This is a genomic window from Nonomuraea sp. NPDC049625 (assembly GCF_040675285.1).
GTDB classification, from domain to species: domain Bacteria; phylum Actinomycetota; class Actinomycetes; order Streptosporangiales; family Streptosporangiaceae; genus Nonomuraea; species Nonomuraea angiospora_A.
Map to the genome: position 1 here is coordinate 23,911 of NZ_JBFAOQ010000010.1, position 20,156 is coordinate 44,066.

18 protein-coding genes are annotated in these 20,156 nt (G+C 68.8%); 11 read left to right on the top strand and 7 right to left on the bottom strand.

From position 1 onward, the window contains the following. The first annotated feature begins 97 nt into the window (after nucleotides 1–97). The 3 genes from AB0J87_RS36870 (at nucleotide 98) to AB0J87_RS36880 (ending at nucleotide 5,707) form a co-directional block, all read left to right on the top strand. Nucleotides 98–3,517: an alginate lyase family protein gene (locus AB0J87_RS36870; RefSeq protein ID WP_363973024.1), complete on the top strand. Its 3,420-nt coding sequence runs from the start codon at nucleotides 98–100 to the stop codon at nucleotides 3,515–3,517. A 491-nt stretch (nucleotides 3,518–4,008) separates the two neighbouring features. Continuing rightward, nucleotides 4,009–5,298: a PP2C family protein-serine/threonine phosphatase gene (locus AB0J87_RS36875; RefSeq protein ID WP_363973027.1), complete on the top strand. Its 1,290-nt coding sequence runs from the start codon at nucleotides 4,009–4,011 to the stop codon at nucleotides 5,296–5,298. A gap of 70 nt (nucleotides 5,299–5,368) precedes the next feature. Beyond that, nucleotides 5,369–5,707 (top strand): ATP-binding protein, encoded by a 339-nt coding sequence (locus AB0J87_RS36880; protein WP_363974047.1) that lies wholly within the window; start codon nucleotides 5,369–5,371, stop codon nucleotides 5,705–5,707. Between the two features lie 377 nt (nucleotides 5,708–6,084). Here the strand turns inward: AB0J87_RS36880 and AB0J87_RS36885 are convergent, their stop codons facing one another. Both AB0J87_RS36885 and AB0J87_RS36890 read right to left on the bottom strand, forming a co-directional pair. Next, entirely contained in the window at nucleotides 6,085–6,687 is a 603-nt protein-coding gene (locus AB0J87_RS36885) for a DsbA family protein (protein ID WP_363974050.1), read from the bottom strand. An 893-nt stretch (nucleotides 6,688–7,580) separates the two neighbouring features. Continuing rightward, the gene (locus AB0J87_RS36890) at nucleotides 7,581–8,306 is read right to left on the bottom strand and encodes a hypothetical protein (RefSeq protein WP_363973030.1); all 726 of its coding nucleotides are present in this window, start codon (nucleotides 8,304–8,306) and stop codon (nucleotides 7,581–7,583) included. 76 nt (nucleotides 8,307–8,382) lie between these two features. Between AB0J87_RS36890 and AB0J87_RS36895 the strand changes: the two genes are divergently transcribed. Further along, the gene (locus AB0J87_RS36895; protein WP_363973033.1) at nucleotides 8,383–8,631 is read left to right on the top strand and encodes a hypothetical protein; all 249 of its coding nucleotides are present in this window, start codon (nucleotides 8,383–8,385) and stop codon (nucleotides 8,629–8,631) included. Nucleotides 8,632–9,251: 620 nt separating this feature from the next. Beyond that, on the top strand, nucleotides 9,252–9,593 hold the full coding sequence (locus AB0J87_RS36900; RefSeq protein ID WP_363973036.1) for a DUF4158 domain-containing protein: 342 nt from the start codon (nucleotides 9,252–9,254) through the stop codon (nucleotides 9,591–9,593). A 192-nt stretch (nucleotides 9,594–9,785) separates the two neighbouring features. Here AB0J87_RS36900 and AB0J87_RS36905 read toward each other — a convergent pair whose 3' ends face one another. Together AB0J87_RS36905 and AB0J87_RS36910 are read right to left on the bottom strand one after the other, a co-directional pair. Continuing rightward, nucleotides 9,786–10,613, bottom strand: a complete 828-nt coding sequence (locus tag AB0J87_RS36905) for a hypothetical protein (RefSeq protein ID WP_363973039.1) — start codon at nucleotides 10,611–10,613, stop codon at nucleotides 9,786–9,788. Continuing rightward, complete coding sequence (locus AB0J87_RS36910; RefSeq protein ID WP_363973042.1) at nucleotides 10,531–13,077, bottom strand: BTAD domain-containing putative transcriptional regulator; 2,547 nt, start codon at nucleotides 13,075–13,077, stop codon at nucleotides 10,531–10,533. The genes AB0J87_RS36905 and AB0J87_RS36910 overlap by 83 nt, the downstream gene beginning before the upstream one ends. A 158-nt stretch (nucleotides 13,078–13,235) precedes the next feature. Between AB0J87_RS36910 and AB0J87_RS36915 the strand changes: the two genes are divergently transcribed. From AB0J87_RS36915 to AB0J87_RS36930, 4 genes are all read left to right on the top strand, one after another. Further along, nucleotides 13,236–13,997: an SDR family oxidoreductase gene (locus AB0J87_RS36915; protein WP_363973045.1), complete on the top strand. Its 762-nt coding sequence runs from the start codon at nucleotides 13,236–13,238 to the stop codon at nucleotides 13,995–13,997. A 144-nt stretch (nucleotides 13,998–14,141) separates the two neighbouring features. Further along, nucleotides 14,142–15,224, top strand: coding sequence for an MFS transporter (locus tag AB0J87_RS36920; RefSeq protein WP_363973048.1), 1,083 nt, complete (start codon nucleotides 14,142–14,144; stop codon nucleotides 15,222–15,224). A gap of 13 nt (nucleotides 15,225–15,237) precedes the next feature. Then, the gene (locus AB0J87_RS36925) at nucleotides 15,238–15,459 is read left to right on the top strand and encodes a hypothetical protein (protein WP_363973051.1); all 222 of its coding nucleotides are present in this window, start codon (nucleotides 15,238–15,240) and stop codon (nucleotides 15,457–15,459) included. Between the two features lie 462 nt (nucleotides 15,460–15,921). Further along, a complete protein-coding gene (locus AB0J87_RS36930; protein WP_363973054.1) occupies nucleotides 15,922–16,353 on the top strand; it encodes a nitroreductase family deazaflavin-dependent oxidoreductase in 432 nt (143 codons plus the stop codon). 244 nt (nucleotides 16,354–16,597) lie between these two features. Here AB0J87_RS36930 and AB0J87_RS36935 read toward each other — a convergent pair whose 3' ends face one another. Then, the gene (locus AB0J87_RS36935) at nucleotides 16,598–16,843 is read right to left on the bottom strand and encodes a hypothetical protein (RefSeq protein WP_363973057.1); all 246 of its coding nucleotides are present in this window, start codon (nucleotides 16,841–16,843) and stop codon (nucleotides 16,598–16,600) included. A 99-nt stretch (nucleotides 16,844–16,942) separates the two neighbouring features. Between AB0J87_RS36935 and AB0J87_RS36940 the strand changes: the two genes are divergently transcribed. Both AB0J87_RS36940 and AB0J87_RS36945 read left to right on the top strand, forming a co-directional pair. Then, complete coding sequence (locus tag AB0J87_RS36940; protein WP_363973060.1) at nucleotides 16,943–17,140, top strand: hypothetical protein; 198 nt, start codon at nucleotides 16,943–16,945, stop codon at nucleotides 17,138–17,140. A gap of 26 nt (nucleotides 17,141–17,166) precedes the next feature. Further along, nucleotides 17,167–17,544, top strand: coding sequence for a hypothetical protein (locus AB0J87_RS36945; RefSeq protein WP_363973063.1), 378 nt, complete (start codon nucleotides 17,167–17,169; stop codon nucleotides 17,542–17,544). A 117-nt stretch (nucleotides 17,545–17,661) separates the two neighbouring features. On the opposite strand, the gene AB0J87_RS36950 is transcribed toward AB0J87_RS36945, so the two are convergent. Both AB0J87_RS36950 and AB0J87_RS36955 read right to left on the bottom strand, forming a co-directional pair. Continuing rightward, nucleotides 17,662–18,675 carry a hemolysin family protein gene (locus AB0J87_RS36950; RefSeq protein WP_363973066.1) on the bottom strand — a complete coding sequence of 338 codons (1,014 nt, stop codon included), beginning with the start codon at nucleotides 18,673–18,675 and terminating at the stop codon, nucleotides 17,662–17,664. Next, complete coding sequence (locus AB0J87_RS36955) at nucleotides 18,672–20,012, bottom strand: hemolysin family protein (protein ID WP_363973069.1); 1,341 nt, start codon at nucleotides 20,010–20,012, stop codon at nucleotides 18,672–18,674. Before AB0J87_RS36955 ends, AB0J87_RS36950 begins: the two co-directional genes overlap by 4 nt. Nucleotides 20,013–20,156: the final 144 nt, after the last annotated feature.

The window sequence follows — 20,156 nt, forward strand, 5'->3', positions numbered from 1 at the left end:
TGGACTCAGCTGACACTCTCACGGGCTTAGGGAGAAGACAGTGGTGAGACGGAGCAAGTTACGTTGGTACACGCGTGGTCGGGCCCGTGCGGCGGTCGTGCTGGCTCTGGTGGCGGCGGTTCTGTCGCCGGGCAGTGCCGCCGTCGCCGATATGTCGGATCTCGGTAGGCTGCTCGACCTGACGCGCCCGGGGCTCGGCGCGGTGGCGGCTGAGCTGGCCGCCGGTGATGAAGCGGGCGCCGCGAGCGAGCTCAAGGCGTATTACGCGGGCCGCGCCGACGTCCATTACCCGGCTCCAGCCGAGGGCCTGGGCGGTGGCGACTCGGGCCCCGACGAGCTCGCGGCGGGGATCTTCCGGTTCGGCGGCGAGACCCGCAACTTCTACAACAGCGCCGAGCAGCGGATCGACATCGACTGGCAGGACCTTTGGGGTGGGACGCAGACCACCCCGGGCAGCGCGCAGACTTTGATGAGCGACTTCACGTTCATGCCCAAACTGACATTCGCTTACGTGTCCGAGAGTGACCCGGCGAAGCGTGCGGCGTACGCGGCGGCGTGGATGGACATCTCGCTGGACTTCTTCGCCGACAATCAGAGCTGGCCGCAGGGCCGCAACCTGTCGGCGGCCAAGCGGCTCGCCCAGCTGGTCAGCGCGTTCTCCGTGTTCCGGACCGATCCTGGCATCGACCCGAGTGATCTCGTGGCGTACCTGTCCGGCGTGCACGCCACGGCGGACTTCCTCGTCGGCGTGATGCAGATACATGTCGGAAACAACTGGTACATGTCGATGGCCCGCTCCGTCCACGCGGCAGCCGTGTTCCTGCCCGAGTTCTCGTCATCGTCTGGCTGGGAGTGGTTCGCGGTGCGCTCGGCCGAGCGGTTCCTGCGCGCGTACTTGAAGGGCGACGGTGTGTACCGCGAGCCGGCGTTCAACTATCAGGCATACGTGGCGGATATGCTCAACTCCGTCATAGCGGTCGCGGATGCCAACGGGAGAACCGTTCCTGATTCGCTCGTCCAGGGGGCGGACTGGATCGCGGATTCGCTGTTCGCGACCCGTCAGCCGAATCTTGAACCCGCGGCGATCGGCGACACGCCGAACAACTACGCGGGCACGTCGGCCATTCGCAGGAGCGGTGTACGCAACTCCTGGCCCGATTTCACCTGGGTCGCCTCCGGCCGAACGGAGGGAACCGCCCCGACGCTGTCGTCCACGGTGTTTCCGATCAGCTTCGCGGTTCAGCGTTCCGGGTGGGACGCCGATGCCCGGTACATGCTGATCAACAACCAGAATTCCAGTTACACTGCCTCGCATCGGCATCCGGACGACCTCAGCCTGGTGATGGCGGCGTACGGGCGTCCGCTGATCGTCGACTCCGGGGTGGGGGACTACAGCGCGACTCAGACGAACGACTGGATGCGCCGTGAAACCGAGGCGCACAACACCATCGAGGTCGACGGAGTCCCGCAGACCGCCGGCGTCCCCCGCACAACGTCGCTGTGGCGCTCGAACGCGGGCCTCGACATCTACCGCGGTGCGGCGATGGGCTACCGGCCGGTCGCGCACGATCGCGCGGTCTACTTCGTCAAGCCCGGCTTCTGGGTGGTCTCCGACGACCTCACCGGCGACACCGCCGCGCACGACTACCGGCAGCTCTGGCACTTCCCCGGGGATCCGGTGACCGTCAATCCCACGACGAAGGTCGCCACGGTCGGGTTCGACACCGTGCCGGGAGCCGCGCCCGTTGCCGGCGTGCGGCTCATCCCGGTGGCGACGGCCGGCGCCGCGGTAACCCCCAGGGTCCACAAGAATGGCGCCGTACGCGTCGGCGAGCAGGTACTCACCAACGTCGACTACCTGTCGTACGACTGGTCCTCCACCGGGCCGACGGGACTGGACACGGTCGTGGTTCCCGGCGAGGCCGGCCCGGCGCCCTCGGTGACGGCGAAGCGCATCGCCATGCCCGGGGTGAGTCACTCCGTGGCGACGGCGATGGAGATCGCCCTGCCAGACGCGACCGGACTCTTCTACCTTTCGCGCGAGGCGACTCCCTCGTCGAGGGCGTTCGGGGCCGCCACCACCAACGCCGAGACCGCCTACCTCGAGCGTGCTTCGGGCGGCGGGCTTACCAGGTACGCGCTGACCAGAGGGTCGTCGCTGATCGACCAAGGCAACACCGTTATCAGCGCATCCGCACCGGTGTCCGATATCAGTGTGGAACTGCGCGGCACGACCGCCCGGATCTCGCTTGGGGACCCGTTCACCGGCACGCTCTCCATCAACGCGCCGAACGCGAACGCGGTGACGGTGAACGACACCCCGATCGCGTTCACCCGCACGGGCAACCTCACCACCGTGTCACTCGAGGAACACTTTGCCCCGGCACCCGTGCTCAACGACGAGTTCGACGATGCCAGCCTGGACCGCACCGTCTATGACTTCAACGGATCCTTTGGCGGCTGGACGCCGGTGCAGGGCACCTGGGCGCTCACCGGCGCACAGCCGGACACGCAGCTGGCACAGACCTCGACTGCGGACATGGTGTCGTTCGCGGCGCTGCAGGATGTACCCGATGACGTGGTCATGGCCGCGGACATCGTTCCCGGGGTACGCGGCCAGACGACCGCCCGTACCGGTCTCGCGTTCCGCTACCACGATTCCCGCAACTACTACCGGGCCGAAGTGCTCAACTCCACGTCGGGAGCGACGCTGCAGCTCGTGAAGATATACGACTCGACGACCACGGTTCTCGCGGAGACCGCACTGCCGATCGGCGCCAACTCCCCGCACAAGCTGGTCGTATCCGCGATCGGGAGGCATCTGAGCGCCAAGGTCGGCGACACGTCGATCTCCGCGGACGACGGACAGCTGCCGACGGGTGGTGCCGCCGCCTTTACGCATCGGCGGGCCGCGACCTTCGACAACATCGTGATCAGGGAAGGGCTCGATCAGGCCAGTTGGCGAGGAATAACAGGGTCTGTGTCCGTCGTCTCGGGCAAGTTGCACCTCACGCCGCCTGCCGGTGGCCGGGCGCACGTACTGGCCGACTCGACACTGCCGACGCGCTTCTCCGAGGCGTGCGACTATGTCGTGGAGAGCACGGTCACGATCGACGGATCCGTCGGTAACGCAGGAATCTCGCTGCGAGACACCACGGACGCGTACGGGTATCGGATCCACGTCGGCAAGACGAGCAACGGAACCCAGTACGCGAGCATCATCCGCGAGGCTCACGCGTCGGGTCCCGTCACAGTGGCCACGGCATCCATCAGCAACCCGTTGACAGGTCCCGTGCGACTGGGTGCGGCGATTCAGGGCGACCGCATCACCGTGACGTTGAACGGCGTTCAGGTCCTGAAGGGTCGCGACACCGTTGTGCGCAGCGGCGGCGTCGGGCTTTACGCATCCACGGAGAGCTCGTTCGAGAACGTCACTGTCGATCGGTCCTGCGGGGGGCGGGAGCGCCTGCGGCCAAGTGCCCCCGGCGCCAGCAACCGCTGGGACCACCACGACTAAGTGGTCTCGCTCGTAAATCCTTCGGGGGTTACGCGGCTGAGGCGAGTACGGCAGGCTCCCGTACGTCAAGAGGTCGTCGACCACACGGTTTCCGGTCGGCGCATCGTGTGGCGGTGGTTGAACGACCGGACCATCCAGCCTCGAAACAAGCGCCGAACATCGGCTCTGGACAACATCACGCAGCCCTCCTGGAACCGTGAATTGACACTCGGATCACTGGGGAAGAGTCGTTCGTCATGGATGTCGTGGACAGCAGCTCAGGTGCTACAGGTAATGACCGCTTATGAAACATCGGCAGCGTCAGCCCGGCAGATGCGTTCACCGTCCGGCGGCCAGCCAGGCGCTCGCAGGCCAGGACGAGCGGGCCACCTCCTCCTTCACACCGGAGGCGCGGCCAAAGCAGTGGCGGCGGTGTAGATCGATCGCCGCGAAACGGGTAGGGCACAGACCAGCGGCTGCGGCCGATCTGTCGAGAGAAAGGCGGGGGCAGGGTGACGGATCAGGCCGAGCAGATGCTGGGCGGGCTGGCTCTGGCCGGTCACACGGTCCCCTTCGAAGACATGCCCCGGAAGGTGGCCGAATGCGGCGCACGGGCCGGCTTCTTTCATCCCTGGATTTATGTGGCCGACCTGCAAGAGCAGCTCCTGGTGCCGCTGCCCGGCCAGCACGACGGCTCCGGTCAGGAACTGCTGCCCCTGGGCATCGACACCACCGTCGCCGGGCGCGCCTTTCGCAGCGTGGAACTCGTGCCCGCCGCGGCCCCTCAGGACCCGGCCTCCGGCGGGACGCCGGCCGCCGCCGGGCCGCAGCGAGGGCCGCAGCGGGTCTGGGTGCCGCTGCTGGACGGCACCGAGCGCATCGGCGTGCTGGCCATCACCGTCCCCGGCCTGAACGAGGCCACCCAGCTACGGGTACGGCAGCTGGCCGCCCTGCTGGCCGTGATCCTGGTCAGCAAGCGCCAGGCCAGCGACACCTACGCCCGACTGGTGCGCACTCGGCCGATGGAGCTGTCGGCCGAGGTGCTGTGGTCGCTGCTGCCCCAGCGGGCCTTCGCCAACGAACGGGTGGTCATCAGCGCGGCCCTGGAGCCCGCCTACGTGGTCGGCGGGGACGCCTTCGACTACGCCGTCGCGGGCGACACCCTGCACCTGGCCATCTTCGACGCGATGGGCCATGACACCGCGGCCGGGCTGACCGCCACCCTGGCCCTGGCCGCCTACCGCAACCACCGGCGCCGCGACGCCGATCTTGTGGAGGCGGGCGAGGCCATCGACGCGGTGATCGCCGAGCAGTTCGGCCAGATGCGCTACGCCACCGCCATCTTGGCCACGCTCGACATGCGGACTGGCCGACTCACCTGGGCCAACCGCGGCCATCACCCGCCGCTGATCATCCGCCGCGGCCGGGTGGTGGCCGTCCTGGACGCCCCGCCCGACCCGCCCATGGGCTTCAACCTCGGCGCACACCAGCCCCCGGCCGGCTACCAGCTCGAACCCGGCGACCGGCTGCTGCTCTACAGCGACGGCATCATCGAAGCCCAAAGCCCCGACGGCCAACTATTCGGCCTGGACCGCTTCACCGACTTCATCATCCGCCGCGAAGCCGACGGCCTAAGCGCGCCGGAAACCCTGCGCCGGCTCATCCAGACCATCCTGGACCACCAGCACGGCCGCCTCCAAGACGACGCCACCGTGCTCCTGGTCGAATGGCGCGCCCAGCAACACTTCGCCGGCCCGGACCCGGCCAACCCGGCGAGCGCCCTGGCACCCCGACCGCGGTGACGGCGGTGGTGAGTCCGCGGTTATCTCAGCGCTACACCTCCCGGCCCCCGGCCCGCGGCCCACACCCATGATGAATGCGCAGTTCGAACTGCGGTGCCCGGTCAGCGCCGATCTCGGATGGATCCGCGACCTGATCCGCATCTTCGCCAGGAACACCGGCCTGACTGGTGAGCGGCTGGAGGACCTGGTGATGGCGGTCAACGAGGCGATCACGAACGTCTTCGACCACGGCGGCCGGGGTCACCGCGCGCAGCCACCGGCACGGCCTGACCGTCGAGATCCTCGACACCGATGGCCGGCTCACCGCCGGCCACCTCGCCCGCGCCCACATCGATGCCACCGTCAGCAGCGGGTACGGCCTGTGGGTGATCCAGCAGCTGTGCGACGACGTCGGCGTGCAGCAGACTAGCCGGGGATCGATGCTGAGCCTGCACATGCACTACGGCCCGACACCCGTCATATCCCGCTTTAGGATGCGGTCGGGGGTGTTGACCGTGGCTTCTGCTTCCGACGCCCGGCATCGGAAGCTGCGGATTGAGCGCACCTGGCCTTGGGCGCCCAGGCGTTCGTCCTCGCCTGCCAGCGCCTTACCTGCCTACCGGCCCTCGCCGCGAGGATCAGACGGGGACACTCCCCAGGCCCGTGGAACCTGGCGCACAACAATCGACCCGCGCCACCGACACACCGACGATCACGGTGCAGTACAGGGCCGACGTCGCGAAGAACATGCCGTCGCCGATGGAGTTGCTCAAACTCGGCGAGCCCGAGCGTGCGCTCGGAGGCTCATCAGCCCACTTGTGGGGAACGGGTACGACCGCGCTTGAGCTCGAAGAACCCGTCGGTCGCCGTAGTAAGGAGGATTCCGTCCCACAGCCGTCCCGCCGCCTCGCCGCGAGGCGCCGGGGTTACCACCGGCCCGAAGAACGCGTTCACCGACCCGTCTGGGGTGGGGACGTGGATCACCGGTGTGCCGAGGTTCTCCCCGACAGGGTCCAGGCCCGCGCGGTGACTGGCGAGGAGCGCCTCGTCGTACTCTGTGGAGTCGGCGGCATCCGCCAGCCGTTCGGGCAGTCCCACCGCGACCAGCGCCTTCGTGAAGAGCTCCCGGCCGATAGGCATCTTGACGTGATGGATCAAGTTGCCGAGTGCCGTGTAGAGATCACTGAGCACGCCGTTTCCAAAGGTTTGCTCAGCTGCGATCGCAACCCGCACAGGAGCGCGGGTGTCACCCAGCCACTCCCGATACCAGTCCTCCAGATCATCGCGACGCTCGTTCAGAATGGCCAAGCTCATCACATGGAACCGGGCCTGAACGTCGCGAACCTGCTCCACTTCGAGCAGCCAGCGAGAGGCGTTCCACGCCCAAGGGCATTTCGGGTCGAACCACATGTCTATCTGCACAGCGGCATTCAATCTCAGCGCATTGACCCTACAGAAGAGCCGATTCCTGGCAATCTGATTGGGCCAACCGCCACGCCCGCTGGTGCGCGACCACAGAGCTTGCCAGGCCCAGTCAGCCCGTGTCCCCGAGATACTCATCCACGCGGTGGCGGAACCCGGGCAGTTGCTGGCCTCGGCCGCGGTGTCCCGCTCGACTGGTCTGAATCACGACAAGAGCGTGGCCGAAACAGCGACATAAACCGTGGCACGTCACAGGTTCGCGCCGCGCAGGTCCTGGCCCGGGGCCGATCGTAGGCACGAAGGAAAAGCTGGCGGTCAGCGTGCAGACGGGCGCCAGGCGTGCCGGCGGCGAGGAGGACCCGAGCCCACCAGGGCGAGACGGTCACCCGCAGCCAGGGGCGGCGCGGCTGGGCTGCCCGCGCCAGGCAACCGAGCAGGGTAAGCAACAGTTCTTGAGCTGAGGGCGCTGGATCCTCCTCAGTCTGCACGCTCACTGCCTGCGAACTGCGTCCTTCTCCTGTTTGCCGGATCGATCATCACCCTGTGCGGTGCCAAAACGTGGATACTGCTCCTGAGCTGGGCGTTCGTAGAGCGATCAGGCTGCTCTGCGGTACTCGTTGATCAGTCCTGTGACGGTCCTTCGGCGGTGAATCCGGGAGGACATGTCGATCACCTGGCTGGGGTCGTGCAATGGAGGACGGAGGGAACGGCCCTGATGCGGGCGATGATGGTTGAAATGGCGTTCGTACTCGGTTAGGCCTTACGCAGGTGCCGCTGGCCATGGATGAGCAGGTGGTTGAGGCACTCGCGGCGTAGCGTTCCCACGAACCGTTCAGCGAACGCGTTGGCCCGTGGCGATCGGACGGGCATCTTGATGACCCTTACACCAGCGGCGGTGAACACCTGAAGGTGCCGGCGCGCTCGCCCAGGTCTATCAGCAGGTTCCGGGCTTGCTGGGTGGTCCATGCGCCGGTCGGGTTGGAGGTGTGGCCCAGCAGGTGCACGCGGCGTGTCTCGATCTCCATGGCGAAGAAGAGGTACAGGCGTTTGAGGAATACGGTGTCGATGTGCAGGAAGTCGCAGGCCAAGATGCCGGAGGCTTGCGAGGTGAGGAACTGTCGCCAGGTCGGTGAGGTCTGGCGTGGTGCTGGGTCGAGGGCGGCCGCGGTGAGGATGCGGCGGATGGTGCCTTCTCCGATCTGATGGCCGAGGCCGAGCAGTTCGCCCTGGATCCGCCGGTGCCCCCATCGTGGGTTCTCTCTGGCCGGCCGGATCACCAGCTCACGCAGTTCATCCGGGATCGGCGGACGCCCGGTCGCGTTCGGGTAGGTCCAGCGTCGGCTGAGCAGTCGGCGGTGCCAGGCCGGCAAGGTGCTCGGCGTCACGATCCGGTGGAGGCGAAGCCGAGTGGGCAGCAGTCGTGCCAGTGCGGCAAGCAGAGCGCGGTCGGCCCAGTCTGGTCGTGGACGGGAGACCTGACGACGCAGGACGGCGACCTCATGACGCAGCACCAAGATCTCCACGTCCTTGGATGTGCCGCCCCGCGCGAGTAGCGTCAACCAGCTGAACAACCGGACCATCATCAGATACAGCAGGCGTAGAAACACGAGTGCCGAGGATAGAAGGCCAGGCCAGATGTCATGGACGAGTTTTGGCACCGCACACGCACCGCCCGGGAAGGCGTTGCAGGTCACCAACTACGCGAGCAACCTCCGGCGGCTGGACTTCACCGACGAGGACCTCTCCGGCACCGGGAGCGGCCGCGTCATCGTCGCACTGCTTGCCTACGGCGACCCGGCCGACCTCGCGCGCGGCCTGACCGCGCACCTCGATGCCGGCGCGGACCACGTCGGCGTCTACCCCCTCGGCGACGACCCCATCGCCACCCTCCCAGCGGTCTCCGACGCCGTGCTGGCCATCAGGCCCGAGTGACCGGGCGGGAACGCGTCGGCGTCCACGTCGGCGAGCACCACAATCTCCGGTGCGGGTCCGTCCCAACTGTGTCCAAGCAGTCTCCACGCGGGGGCTTCATCTGCATCAACATCACCCACGCCATGACGGAGCTGGAGGAGCTGCTGCCGACCTTCGGCGGCTGGGAAGGACGGCGGGGTAGTACGCCGGCGGCAGGCTGATCTCAGCCATCAAGATGGCCCCCCACACCTGACGTCAGCGCCACCTACTTGCCTGACGTGGTGCGACATGAGGCCGCACTCGATGAGCAGCTATGACAGGAGGTCCGGCATGAAGCCGTGGTCATAGCTCGGACCAGAGTCCAAGATCTGTCCCCACTCTGACGTGCGTCGCGGGTAACTGCGGGGTGCGGAGCTCAGAGGAAAAGCCCAAGAGCACCCGATCCGTCCGGGGGCCACAGGCGAGGGGAAGGCCTCGCTGTAGTCCTAGGAAATTTCCAACGGATTTGCCCGACCTGCGCTGATGCGGCCCTGTTCCGTCTGTTGATCACCTCCGCTACGGTTCGTACGGTCCTGGCCGGTGGCGGTGTGGGGGGTGGTCGATGTCGACCCGGATGTTCTCCGAAGACCAGCTGGAGCGGTTTGCGGTCATACCCCGACATCGGCCGCGACGATCTGATCCGATACTTCACCCTGACCCCCGCCGACGTCGCCTTCATCGACCCGGGCCGTGGCCGGGGCCCGACCGACCGCCTCGGCCTTGCTGTGCAGCTCGCCACGTTGCCCTGGCTGGGGTTCGTGCCGGATGAGGTGGGCTCGGCTCCGCCGGTGGCCGTGGCTCGGTTGCCCGAGCGGCTGGGGGTGGATCCGGCCGTTCTCGCCGAGTACGGTCAGCGGGAGCAGACACGCAGCGATCATCTGCGGTTGGTGGTCGGCTATCTGGGCTGGAAGAGCGGCCCGAGCCGTTGCACGAGCTGCGGCTAACGCGCTGATCGTCGTGCTCACGAGCCGACCTGGGCAAGCACGACGATGAGCTTGGGCCGTGGCCGGCGCCGCCTAGGGTGATCAGCTCGCAGCCGGGCCACGCATGCGACAACCGCCATGTGGTTTCCAGCGCCGTGCTCACGTCCAGCCGTCCGTGCACCAGGATTCCGGGTATGTGTCCCGGCGTCCCCGTCACGCGTTGAGCAACTCTGCGTCGGTGTCCGGGTCCAGGGCCGTGCCCTGTTCGAATTCGGCTTCGAAGCCTGCTTCTCCCAGCGCCGCCTGCAGCGCCGCGGTGATCCGGTTCACGTCTCCGCTCTCGGCCGCCGGCAGCGGGGCGCCTGCCGAGGCGCGGGCCGCGGACGCCGCGCCGAGCAGGCGCGCGGCCCGCGCGGGGTGTCCGGCGAGGGCCCGCGCCCCGGCGAGCCCTTCCAAGGCCAGGGCGATCGCCCGCGGATCCCCGGTGTCCCGGGCCGCGGCCAGCCCTTCTAGGTGCAGCGCCAGTGCCGTCTTCGCATCCCTGCGCAGCTCCGCGACGAAGCCGAGCTCGGCCAGGATCAGCGCCGCCCCGTACTCCGCGTCGAACTGCCGGTTCCACTCCAGCCAGCGGCGCAGATACGACTCCGCTCGGTCGAGCCGACCCTGCCGGCGCGCCCCCAGGGCGAGCCCGATCTCGGCGAACTCCTCGGCAGGCTTGTCTCCCTGCTCGACGGCAAGGCGTCGGCCCCTCTCGTGGAGCTCCTCGGCCCTGGCGTAGTTGCCGGTCAACAGGGTGATCCTGCCGAGCTCGGACCAGCGCATCGAGGCATCGGTCCACAACCCCAGCTCCTCGGCTATCCGCAGCCCTTCCCGGTGCAGGTGAGCGGCCTGCGGATAGTCGCCCTCGATCTCCGCGAGCCGCCCGAGCACGGCCGTCGCCTGCAGCTGCCCCCACCGGTCACCGGCCTGGTGGAAGAGATCGAGACTCTCCTCGCCGTCGCGCCGGGAAGCCTTCAGATCGCCGCACACGTACGTCTGCATGCCCCGGGTGCTGAGCCCCCGCGGCGAGTGCCCAGCGGTCGCCGAGCGCGCGGGACTCGGTCAGTACCCGGTTGAGCAGTTCCTCGCCTACCGCGAAGTCCCCGAACCGGGTGACCGCGAAGCCGAGCAGCCAGCCCGCCCTGGTCCGCTCGTGCGGGTCGCGGATGCCCTCGTACACGTCGAGGACGGCGCGGCTGTGGCGCGCCGGTCCGTCCGGGGCGCCGGACAGCAGGCTCATCCCGGTTTGCCAGGCGACGGTCCCCGACCGGTCCGGCACCCGGCCGGCCGTGGAACCCGCCGCCGAGTCCGCCGCGCCCTCACCGCATCCGGGAGGATTGTGCGGCAGGGCGAGGGCCAGGGTGAGGTAGCGCTTGGCCTCGGTGAGGCGGCCGCGCAGGAACCAGTACCAGGCCATCGCGTGGACGAGCCGGCGCATCAGCCGACCGTCGCCGTCGGCGGCGGCGCTGTCGAGTGTGCTGCGGATGTTGGCGGACTCGGCGTCCAGGCGCCGCAGCCAGTGCTGCTGATCGGCACCGCGCAGAAAAGAGTCGGCCCGCTCGGCGAACTCCACGTAGTAGTGCGCGTGGGCGCGCCGTACCCGGTCGTACTCGGTTTCCCGCAGCCGCTCCAGGAGGTACGCCGAGACCGACTCGAGCAGCCGGTACCGGGTGCCGTCGGCCTCGTGGGCGACCAGCACGAGGGAACGGTCGACCAGACGGGTCAGCAAGTCCAGGACCTCGGCGGGCTTCACACCGGCACCGGCGCAGACGGCCTCGGCGGCCTCCAGGGTGCAGCCATCGGAGTGGACGGCGAGCCGGCGCAGCATCGCCTGCTCGGCCGCGGTGAGCAGTTCCCAGCTCCAGTCGATCATCGCGCGCAAGGTCTGCTGCCGCGCCGGGGCACCCCGATGGCCGCCGGTGAGCAGCCGGAACCGGTCGTCCAGACGCCTGGCCAGCTCACGCACGCCAAGGACCCGTACCCGTGTCGATGCCAGCTCCAGGGCCAGCGGAATCCCGTCGAGCCGGCGGCAGACAGAGGCGACCGCATGGGCGTTGTCGTCGGACAAGGCGAAGCCGGGCGAGGCCGCGACAGCACGCTCGAGGAACAACCGCACCGCGCTCGACGTGCGCAGCACCGCCTGGTCGGCCGAGTCCGCAGGCATATCAAGTGGGGGCACCAGCCACACCTGCTCGCCCGAGATGCTCAGCGGTTCCTGGCTGGTGGCGAGAATCCGTACTCCCGGGGCGGCCCGCAGCAGGGCCCGGGCCAGGCCCGCGGCGGCCTCGATGACATGCTCGCAGTTGTCCAGGACCAACAGCAGGCGCTGGCTGCGAAGCGCGTCGGACAGGCGGTCGAGCAGTGTGCGCGGCCGCCTGCCCGACAGCGGGCCAGGACCGGCGTCGTCCCGGACTCCCAGCGTCGCAGCCACCACCTCGGCCAGTTCATCGCCCGTGGTGGCCGCAGCGGACTCCGTCGAGAAGGCCTGCGCGGCCAGCTCCACCAGCCAGACACCGTCCGCGTAGGTACCGGTCAGGCCGGAGGCCACCTCCACCGCCAGGCGCGTCTTGCCGACCCCGCCGGGCCCCGTCAACGTCACCAGGCGGCCCGCCGCGATCAGGGCGCGGACCTCCTTCAAAGAGTCCGACCGTCCGATCAGGCCGGTGGCCGGGGTGGGCAGGTTGGTGTGACGGCGCGGGGTGGACGTGGGCGCCGTGACGGTCTGCAGGGCTGGGGCCTGCTGAAGGATCTTCCGTTGCAGGGCGGCCAGTTCAGGGCCCGGCTCGAGGCCCAGTTCCTCCTCCAGACGGCGGCGTAGATCCTGATAGCTGTCCAGGGCTTCGCTCGCCCGGCCCGCGCCGTACAGGGACCGCATATGGGCCGCGCGCAGCCGCTCCCGGAGCGGGTGGCGGCCGGTCAGGTCGCCGAGCTCCCCGGCAAGAAGACCGTGCTCGCCCAGCTCGAGGCGGGCCTCGGCCTGTTCCTCGAGGGCCAGCAGGCGCTGCTCCTCCAAGCGCGTGATGGCGGCGCGCGCGAAATCCTCGTCGATGAAGTCGGCGAAGGCGGGGCCGCGCCACAACGCCAGCGCCTCGGTGAGCAGGTCGGCACGCTCGCGGGGGTCGGCGGCGATACGGGCCTGTGTGGTGAGCGCGGTGAACCGGCCTGCGTCCACGGCCTCGTCCGCCACGTCGAGGACGTAGCCGAGGGCCCGGTGCACCACCAGGCCCTGCTCCCCGGACCCGGCAAGCACCCGCCGCAGCCGCGACACCAGGGTCTGCAGGGCACCCGTGGGATTCGCCGGCGCCGCGTCGCCCCACAGTTCGTCCACGAGCCGGTCGGCGGAGACCACCTGCCCCCGGGCCGTCAGCAACGCCGCGAGCAGCGCGCGCACCTTCGACTCCGGCACCACCACGAGTTCACCGTCCGCTGACCAGACGGCAAGCGGACCCAACACCCCGAAACGCATGGACTCACCGTACGGCCACGTGGTCATCGCCCGGCGTGTCAGCGCACCGCAAGAAGACCGACAGAAAACCGCGAGTCCAGGCCCGCACTCTCTGTGCGTGGCGGTCGGAACCGGCGCGCCACACGCACCTCGCACACCGTATGACCAGGGAGTCAATGATGAGCAAGTTCGCAGGCAAGAAGGCCGTCGTCACGGGCGGTACCCACGGAATGGGCCTGGCCATCGTCAAGGCGCTCCTGGACGGCGGGGCCGAGGTCGTCCTCACGGGCCGCAACGAGACGACGATCGAGCAGGCGCGCACGGAGCTGAAGCCCGACGCCGCGCACGTCGTACGCTCCGACGCGGCGAGCATGGCCGACATCCGCGCCCTCGGCGCCACCGTGCAGGACAGGCTCGGCCGGATCGACTATCTCTTCGTCAACCACGGCATCGCCGAGGTTCAGACGCTCGAGGAGGTCACCGAGGACTCCTGGGACCGGCATTTCGCCGTTAACGCCAAGGGCGCCTTCTTCACCGTGCAGAGCCTGTCACCGCTGATCAACGACGGCGGGGCGATCGTCTTCACCACCGTCGCCAACGACCTGATCTTCCCCGGCCTGAGCGCCTACTCCGGCTCCAAGGAAGCGGTGCGCGCGATCTCCCACGTCCTGGCGGCTGAGTTCCTGCCTCGCAAGATTCGCGTCAACTCCGTCGCCCCCGGCTACATCAAGACCCCGACCATGGGCGTCGCCGGGCTGACCGAGGAAGAACGCCGCGAGTTCGAGCGGCAGGGCAGCGAGACCACTCCGCTGAAGCGCAATGGCACCGTCGAGGAGGTTGCCGCAGCCGCGCTCTTCCTGGCCGCCGACGCGACCTTCACCACCAACGCCGAGTTCCCGGTCGATGGCGGGTTCGCCCAGGGCCTCAGCAGCGCGCACTGAGGCTAGCCCCCGCTTCCGGCCGCCGCCCGGCCCATGTGCGGGGCGGCGGCCTGTGATCTGAAGAACCGAAAGGTCAGACCCATGACTTCGAGTAGTGCCGTGGGCCGTACACGAGCCGGCCGGCGGGAGTGGACCGGGCTCGCGATGCTGGCCCTGCCCAGCGTCCTGCTGTCGCTGGACGTGACCCTCCTGCATCTGGCGGTGCCGCACCTGGGAGCGGCGCTTGCACCCAGCAGCACCCAGATGCTGTGGATCATCGATATCTACGCCTTCATGATCGCCGGGTTTCTGGTCACCGCGGGTACCCTGGGCGACCGTATCGGCCGGCGCAAGCTGCTGCTCAGCGGTGGGCTGGCCTTCGGCGCCGCCTCGCTGCTCGCCGCCTATGCCGGCAGCCCCGAGATGCTGATCGCCGCCCGGGCTCTGCTCGGCATCGCGGGCGCGACCCTCATGCCCTCCACGCTTGCCCTGATCAGCAACATGTTCCAGGACCCCAAGCAGCGAGGCACCGCCATCGGGATCTGGGCTGCCAGCTTCTCCGTGGGCATCGCGCTCGGCCCGGTCGTCGGCGGAGCCATGCTGGAGGCGTTCTGGTGGGGTTCGGTCTTCCTCCTCGCCGTCCCCGTGATGGCTCTGCTGCTGATCACCGGAGCGCTGCTGCTGCCGGAGTACAAGGACGAGAACGCAGGCCGGATCGATCTGATCAGCGTCGTCCTGTCTCTGGCCGCCATCTACGGCGTCAAGGAGATCGCCAAGCACGGTGTGCAGAGCGCGCCCCTGATCGCCCTGGTGGTCGGCCTGGCCTTCGGCATCGTCTTCACCCGCCGTCAACTACGGCTCGAGAACCCGATGCTGGACCTGAGCCTGTTCCGCAGCCGGGCCTTCAGCGTCGCCCTCGGCGTGATGCTCTTCGCCGCCGTTGCCATGGGCGGCATTTACCTCTTCGTCACCCAGTACCTGCAGATGGTCGCCGGACTCACGCCGCTGAAGGCGGGCCTGTGGCTGCTGCCCGCCGCGGGGCTCCTGATCGCCTCGTCGATGCTCGCCCCGATCGCGGCCCGCCGGATCCGCCCTGGCAACGTCACCGCCGTCGGACTGATCCCTGGGCAGCCTCGGCACCACCGTCTATCGCAACGGCGTCGCCGGCGAACTCCCCGCCGATACCCCGGCCTGGGTGGCTGCCGCCAGCCGAGACACCCTCGCCCGGGCCCTGGACGCCACCCGTGACCTGCCCGGATCGATGGCCGACCAGATCATCACACCCGCCCGCGAGGCCTTCGCATCCGGCCTCAACGTCGTAGCCCTCATCGGAGCGATTCTGGTCACCGCACTTACGATCCTCGCCCTCACCATGCTCTGCCACGTACCTCCCGCCAACGCGGCCACGGCGCAGCCTGCGGAGACCACCGAGGCGATCCCCCTCAAGGTCGACGGTGCAAGCCGAGATGAACAGCCGGTCTGAGTGGGATCGGCAGGAATCCATGTGTCTCGGGCCCGGCCCTGGCGCCTTTCGAACGGCGCCACACCGGGACCAGTTCGTTCTCCTCACAGAGGGGCGCACGCAGACCTTCCCATCACCCTGCAGGCACCGGGTTCTCCACCGGTTAGCCAGCGTTCCACCAGCTCAAACAGCTCACGGAGATCAGTGAAGATTTCGAACCTGTGCACAGAAAGGCACTCAAATGACTCCTCGACCCTGCACCACCCAACGGCACGCGACTCCGCGCTTCGACCTCAACGCAACAGGTACAACTGCACGTGACCACGCAATAGGCGCCGGCGCACTTACAGGTCATACCGCCCATGCCGCTGCAAATGGCACGGCTGGCGTGCTCGTCTCGAACGCCGGATACGCCTGCGGCACGGCCGAGCGTGAGCTCGCGGCCGATGCCGGGTCCGCCCAAGGCATCGCCGGAGACCGCTGATGTGGGACGACGCCGCCGACAGCCCTGACCCCTCGGTCGCCGAGCACGTCCTCCGCTACCTGGCCACGGACGGCCGTGACGGCTATCTGGAAGGAGGGGTGACCAACCTCGTCCTCACCGTCAAGGGCAGGAAGTCGGGCCGGTGGCTGCGCACGGGGCTGTTCTTCGGTGAGGACGACGGCCGCTACGTGCTGGTGGCGTCCGGCTCGGCCATCACCCACACGCACCCCGCGTGGTACCTCAACGTGGTGGCCAACCCGGAGGTCGGAGTGCAGATCCTCGGCGAGCGGTTCACCGCCCGAGCGCGTACCGCCGAAGGGCCGGAGCGGGAGCGGCTCTGGCGCATGATGACCGAGCTCGCGCCGGTCTACCGGACCTACGAGGCCAAAAGCCGCAGGCAGATCCCCGTGGTCGTCCTGGAGCACATCTGACCGAGCCGGGCCGACGGCGCCCGCCCCGCACCAGCTCATCCGCGGCGGGGAGCCACGGTAGTCGCATGCACCGTGTCCCGCTCGAAAACACGGTTTCGGGCTCTGAGCTGGGGTTCTGCTGCGCGATCAGTGCGGCGGCTGTCACCATCGCGGGGTGTCGTTGTCGCTGATCTACAGGGTGGTTCGGTGCTTGTGCAGCCTTGTGGCGGTGCTGGTCCGCTCTGATTTGTCCAAGGAAGCTGAGCTACTGGTGCTGCGTCACGAGAGCCAGGTGCTTCGACGTCAGCTCGGTGTCCGGCCGCAGCGGGGTCACGCCGCCAGGGCTCTGGCTTGCGGCGTTGTCGCGGCTGGTCCAGCGCCGCCGGTGGGCGGAGGTGTTCCCGGTCACCCCGGCGACAATCTTGCGCTGGCATCGCAACCTCGTGGCGCGGAAGTGGACCTTCACCGGGAGGCGGAGCCCGGGGCGGCACTGCACCCGCCGGCCGGTCAAGGCACTGATTGTTCGGATGGCGCGGGAGCACCCGACCTGGGAGCACAGGAGAATCCAGGGCGAGTTGGCCCGGCTGGGGTTCCCGATCGCCCCTCCACGGTGTGGGAGATCCTGGGCGCGGCCGGTATCGATCCGGCGCCCCGCCGGGCTGGGCCGAGCTGGCGGCAGTTCCTGACCGCTCAGGCCCATGCGATCATCGTGTGTGACTTCCTGGTAGTCGAGACACTGCTGCTCAAACGGCTGGATGTGCTGGTCTTCATCGAGCACGGTACCCGGCGGCTGCACCTGGTGGGGTGAGCGCGCACCCGACCGGGGCGTGGAGGGTGCAGCAGGCCCGCAACCTGGTGATGGGCCTGGGGGAGTGCATCGCCGGGCTACGGTTCTTGATCCACGATCGGGACCCGCTCTTCACCGTCGCTTTTCGGGAGGTCTTCACAGCCGAAGGGCTATGGACCATCACCACCCTGCGCCGTGAACTTCTGGACCGGATTCTGATCCTCAATGAACTCCACCTGGCCCTCGTGCTCCAGGAGTATCTGATCCCCTACAACGGGCACCGGCCGCACCAGTCCCGGCACCAACGGCCCCCGGACACCGCAACGCAGGCCGCCCGCGACGTGACCGACCTCAACGACCTGCGATCCGTCCGCCGGAAACCCGTCGTCGCAGGCATGATCAGCGAATACCGCCACGCCGCGTAACCGCAGCTCAGGACACGTAACTCAATATTCGAGCGGCACACCATGTTATGGCTGCTGGTGTGGGTGCTGGATCTCTATGAGTTCCTGCGGGTGATCTGCGCGCCTTGGCGTGGGGTGTCAGGCGGGGACGAGCAGGGTGGTCAGGAGGTCGTCCAGGGCGATGAGGCCCTCGACGTGGCCCGCCTCGGTCCGGATCAGGGCTATCTGGCTGTGCGCCTCACGTAGCCCGGCCACCGCCTTGGCGACCGAGACGCCGGGCGGTAGCACCGGAAGGCGGTAGGCGAGCTGCTTGGCCGTCGATGCAGCGTTGCGCCTGTGGGCCAGGTACGCGTCGCGTACGTGGACCACGCCTACCGGGTCGGTGATCGGGCCGACGATCAGGCGGGAGAGCTTGGTGCGCACGGCCACGTCGATCACCTGCTGGGGGGTCGCTGCGGCGGGCACGGTGACGACCTTCTCCACCGGGATGATCAGCGGGGCGATGTCGGTGCTCGGGGCACGCAGGGCCTGGCTGAGCACGGCGTGGTCGTCGGCCTCGATGAGCCCGAGCCGACGAGACTCCTCCACCAGGTGCTGGAGCTGTGCGGGGGTGCGCGGATTGGCGCCCTCCTCACGCGGGTGGACTCTGAACAGCCGTAGCAGGCCGTTGGTGATGGCGTTCAGCGCGCTGATCAGCGGGCGGACCAGCAGGGTGAAGCCGCGGAACGGCAGCGCCAGGATGGTGGCCGAGCGTTCGGGATGGGCGATGGCCCAGGACTTGGGCGCCATCTCGCCGAGCACCATGTGGAGGAAGGTCACGAGGGCCAGCGCGATGACGAAGGCGACCGTGTGGGCGGCGGCTTCGGGCAGGCCGACGGCGTTGAACAGCGGGGTGAGCGTACCGGCGATGAGCGGCTCGGAGACCACACCGAGGCCGAGCGAGCACAGCGTGATGCCGAGCTGGGCGCCCGCGAGCATCAGCGACAGCTCCTTGATGCCCGCCAGGGCGGCTGCCGCGGCCTTGCTGCCCTGGGCGGCGGCCTTCTCCAGGCGGTGGCGCTTGGCGGCGACCAGGGCGAACTCGGCGGCGACGAAGAAGCCGTTGCCCAGCAGCAGGAGCAGGGTCAGCACGAGGCCGGTGGACAGGCTCACGACTGCTCCTCTTCGCGGTAGGGGGTCAGGCGGACGCGTTCGGGGACGTGCCGGTTGAGGGTCAGGACCTCGACGCGGGCGTGGGTGGGCGCGTCGGGGTCGAGGGTGGCGGGCAGTTCGACGGTGATGACGTCGCCGGGCGCGGCGAAGCGGCCGAGCCGGTGCAGGATGAGCCCGGCGAGGGTGTCGTACTCGTCCTCGTCGGGCAGTTGCAGGTCGGTGGAGAGGGCGATCTCGTCGATGCGCAGGTCGGCGTCCAGCTCCCATCCGCCGTCGCGGCGTACCGCTGTGGGGGTGGCGCGGTCGTTCTCGTCGGCGATCTCGCCGACGAGCTCCTCGGCCACGTCCTCCCAGGTGAGCAGCCCGGCCAGGCCGCCGTGCTCGTCGACGACGCACGCCACCTCCTCGCCGCGCTCGTGCAGCTGCTGGACGAGGTCGGGAAGCGAAAGGGAGAAGGGGACGATGAGCACGTCGTGGGCGAGGTCGGCGAGGCGGGTCTCGTGGGCCTTGTCGGCCGGGACGGCGGCCACGTCGTGCAGGCTGACCAGGCCGATCACGTCGTCGAGGGTGGTGCCGAGCACGGGGTAGTGGGTGTGGCCGTGTGCGGCGATGAGCTGGTCCAGGTCGGTGACGGTGGCGGTGCCGCTGATGGCGATCACCTCGACGCGGGGGACCATGACCTCTTCTGCGGTGTGGTCGGAGAAGGCCAGTGCCCGCTCCAGCACGTCGGCGTGGCTGCCGGGCAGGTGGCCGTGGGCTTCGGACTCGCCGATGATGTGGCCGAGCTCCTCCAGGGTGGCGCCATGGTGGAGCTCCTCGACCGGCTCGATGCCGACCGCGCGCAGCAGCTTGTTGGCCGCGGCGTCGAACAGCTTGATGATCGGGCCCGCGACGGTCAGGTAGACCAGGGTGGAGGCGGCCAGGGCGCGGGCGAGCGGCTCGGGCCTGGCCAGGGCGAGGTTCTTGGGGGCGAGCTCGCCCAGCACCATCTGGATGACGGTGGCCAGCGCGAAGCCGATCGCCAGTGCCACTGCTCCGACCATGCCCGACGGCATGCCGAGCGCGGTCAGCCCTGGCGCGATCAGTTCGGCCAGCGCCGGGCGGGCGATGAAACCGACAACCAGTGCGGTGACGGTGATGCCGAGCTGCGCCCCGGACAGCATGAACGACAGCCGCTCCATCACCTTGACGGCCTTGGCCGCCTTCTTGTCGCCCAATGTGGCCTGCGCGGACAGGGCGAGGCGGTCGGCGCTGACGTAGGCGAACTCCTGAGCGACGAAGTAGCCGGTGGCCGCGGTGAGCAGGAAAATGGCCAGCAGGCCCAGAGCTACACTCACCGGGTCGATCCCCCTTTGGGTGTGCAGCGAGACTTGCCCGGGTTCGCTGTCATCGTTCCTTCCCGTCGTGCCGTGCCCCGGTCGGCACCGGATGGCGCGGGGGGCCGCGCCCGTGCGCGCTGCCATGGACGCTAGCCGATGCGT

Coding starts and splice junctions, on each gene's coding strand:
- AB0J87_RS36880 (WP_363974047.1), top strand. CDS start 5,369: ATGAATGCGCAGTTCGAACTGCGGTGCCCGGTCAGCGCCGATCTCGGA.
- AB0J87_RS36885 (WP_363974050.1), bottom strand. CDS start 6,687: ATGTGGTTCGACCCGAAATGCCCTTGGGCGTGGAACGCCTCTCGCTGG.
- AB0J87_RS36905 (WP_363973039.1), bottom strand. CDS start 10,613: ATGCAGACGTACGTGTGCGGCGATCTGAAGGCTTCCCGGCGCGACGGC.
- AB0J87_RS36910 (WP_363973042.1), bottom strand. CDS start 13,077: ATGCGTTTCGGGGTGTTGGGTCCGCTTGCCGTCTGGTCAGCGGACGGT.
- AB0J87_RS36915 (WP_363973045.1), top strand. CDS start 13,236: ATGAGCAAGTTCGCAGGCAAGAAGGCCGTCGTCACGGGCGGTACCCAC.
- AB0J87_RS36920 (WP_363973048.1), top strand. CDS start 14,142: ATGCTGGCCCTGCCCAGCGTCCTGCTGTCGCTGGACGTGACCCTCCTG.
- AB0J87_RS36925 (WP_363973051.1), top strand. CDS start 15,238: ATGGCCGACCAGATCATCACACCCGCCCGCGAGGCCTTCGCATCCGGC.
- AB0J87_RS36930 (WP_363973054.1), top strand. CDS start 15,922: ATGTGGGACGACGCCGCCGACAGCCCTGACCCCTCGGTCGCCGAGCAC.